The sequence below is a fragment of the Thalassotalea sp. G20_0 genome (assembly GCF_017744175.1).
Taxonomy (GTDB): domain Bacteria; phylum Pseudomonadota; class Gammaproteobacteria; order Pseudomonadales; family Endozoicomonadaceae; genus Endozoicomonas.
This window is the reverse complement of sequence record NZ_JAGHQV010000180.1, coordinates 1-1,705: the sequence shown is the minus strand read 5'-3', so window position 1 is coordinate 1,705 and position 1,705 is coordinate 1. Positions and strand designations below refer to the sequence as shown.

1 protein-coding gene is annotated in these 1,705 nt (G+C 48.8%); it reads left to right on the top strand.

Annotated elements, in window-relative coordinates:
- Window positions 1-43: 43 nt before the first annotated feature.
- Window positions 44-1,705, top strand: a 1,662-nt coding sequence (locus J7438_RS25345) for a hypothetical protein (RefSeq protein WP_209278823.1), incomplete at its 3' end; no start/stop codon positions are given.

Below are 1,705 nucleotides of genomic sequence, written 5' to 3'. Positions count from 1 at the left end.
AGTCACCTTTGTTAAGGACAGTGCCAGGAATTTTGCCGGATATATGCTGCTCGAGGGCATTGAAGCCTTCGCCCAAACGCTCAATGGCACGTTCACTAATGGCACTTTCCCTAATGCCACTTTCCCTAATGTTGCTCGTCACTATTTCGATATCGTAGCAGCCGGAATGGATGACATTATCCATGAGTTCAACACCACAATCGCGCCTGCCCCGACAGCGCCCGCCCAGAATACTGGCTCAACGACAGTAGCCCATCACCATCGGTCAAAAAGAGTGATCCTCTCGGAGGTGGATTTCTTTAGCAAAATCAGTTGGCTGATAGAGACTGAAAGTGCCCTTGACGGAGACGACATGGTCCCGCAACTGTTGGATTTTTTGCGGGGTTTTTCTGCAATGCGCAATGAATTTACCCTTGCGGTGCAACGTGGCGTTGCGGGAGACCCAGATGCAATAGGTCTTGCCAATCAACTCCGTCAGCCGCTGGGGATGGGCAATTATTTGGCGCAATATGACAAGGAGGTCTTTGATTTAATGTGGAGTGAAGACTATCAGGCACTTGGCAGATTAGCGTTTAAAGTTAACACCCTCTCATTTATTAACGCCAATGCTCTGCCACGAAATGTAGACACGATGCAATCGCTCAGGGTAATGGTTCGTAACCTGATACAGCATCTCCAACAGATATCTCTGGGGACCCCCAATCCGCCAGCTATGACGAATTTAAAAGATCTCATAGATTTCTCTTTGGCATGGAACCCTTTGCAAATGATGATGAATGATCAGCAATTACAGGAAGGCATATGTCTGGGGGATGTAGTTTCATTGACCCTTGCCAGGCACTTTGGAATTTCTGTTAGCCGCTCTTTAAATGCTCTGGTCAATGCTGTTTTTCTGGGTGCCGGATATGCCCGATTACCCGCTCTTGTCAGGACCTTGCTACAGGAATTGTCGGCTAAAAGACTGATTGCTTCCCGCGCCAGTTTATGGCGTAGCCTGGGCCTGAAAGCAGACAGTCATTACCTTACTAAAATTGGCCAGAAACTTGGGAAATTTTCGTATGGAGTCTATGGTGGAGAACCATTTGTTACAATTCGGTCAATGCTGTCAAAGATGGTTGCAGCGTTCAATGCGAAGGCAACTCAGTTACCGGCAGGGGCAGATGCTAACGTTCTGTTCAGCGTCTCCCCGTGTGTCGGACATATCATGTTTGCAAACATACAAAGGGTGAATAATCAACTGTCCCTGGCCATTTCTGATACCGCAAGCTCCTTGTACGTGGCCAGCGCCGATTCAATGGATCAGTTGGTCGCAAGGGCCATGGACGCACTGAGACAACTGGCTGAGCTATACTACCTTGGATTGACTCAGCCAGAGCAGATTGCCAACGGAAGAGGTATCGGGCATTTTATTCAACCCACCGACGCAGAAATAACCGAGTGGGCTGACATGGCTCCCATTCCTACCTCGGCTTTAACGGTAAAACAGATCCTGACCAAGCCGGTAACGGAACTTGAAGCCCTCGACAAAGAGGCCACGAAGGCCTTGGCCAAAGAATACATCAACAAGGTGACCAGTGTAGATGGGCTTAAGAAACTGAAATTAAGCCAGAAGCTGACTGAACAGGACTTGCTCCCTCCACCCTCAAGCACTGAGGTAACCACAGCCGATCCACTGATTATGCAAATGCGGGAAGTGATCAGTGTG